This is a genomic window from Streptomyces hazeniae (assembly GCF_031845485.1).
In the GTDB taxonomy this organism is placed as follows: Bacteria; Actinomycetota; Actinomycetes; order Streptomycetales; family Streptomycetaceae; genus Streptomyces; species Streptomyces hazeniae.
In genome coordinates this window covers 1-500 of sequence record NZ_JAVREQ010000113.1, presented here as the reverse complement: position 1 = coordinate 500, position 500 = coordinate 1, and the positions used below count along the sequence as shown (strand labels likewise).

Here is a 500-nt window from a genome sequence, read left to right as displayed (position 1 = left end):
ACCCAACCCTCACGTGCGACGATCAAGCGGTGGCCGACCTGCGCGGGTCGAGCGAGTTCACTACTCGCCCGCTGCGCGACACACTCTCACAACTGCGTCTGCGTGAGCTTCTCATGGAGGTGCAGGACCGTGTTGAGCAGATTGTCGAAGGGCGTGACCGGCTTGACGGTCTGCTCGATGCCATGTTGGTGGTCACCTCCGGCCTCGAACTGGATGAAACCCTGCGCACTATCGTCCACACGGCAATCGAGTTGGTGGATGCGCGTTATGGGGCACTGGGGGTGCGCGGCGACGACCACGAGCTGATCGGCTTCATCTACGAAGGCATCAACGAAGAAACTCGGGAGTTGATCGGTCATCTACCCGAAGGCCGCGGTGTGTTGGGTGCGTTGATCGACGACCCCAAGCCGATTCGCCTCGACAACATCTCGCACCATCCGGCCTCTGTCGGTTTTCCACCCAGGCACCCTCCCATGCGGACCTTCCTTGGAGTGCCGATC

General features: G+C 61.4%; 1 protein-coding gene. It reads left to right on the top strand.

Translation table 11 applies throughout. The features are described 5' to 3' along the window. Positions 1-29 precede the first annotated feature (29 nt). A partial coding sequence (locus RM572_RS28860) for a GAF domain-containing protein (RefSeq protein WP_311676316.1) occupies positions 30-500 on the top strand: 471 nt, incomplete at its 3' end.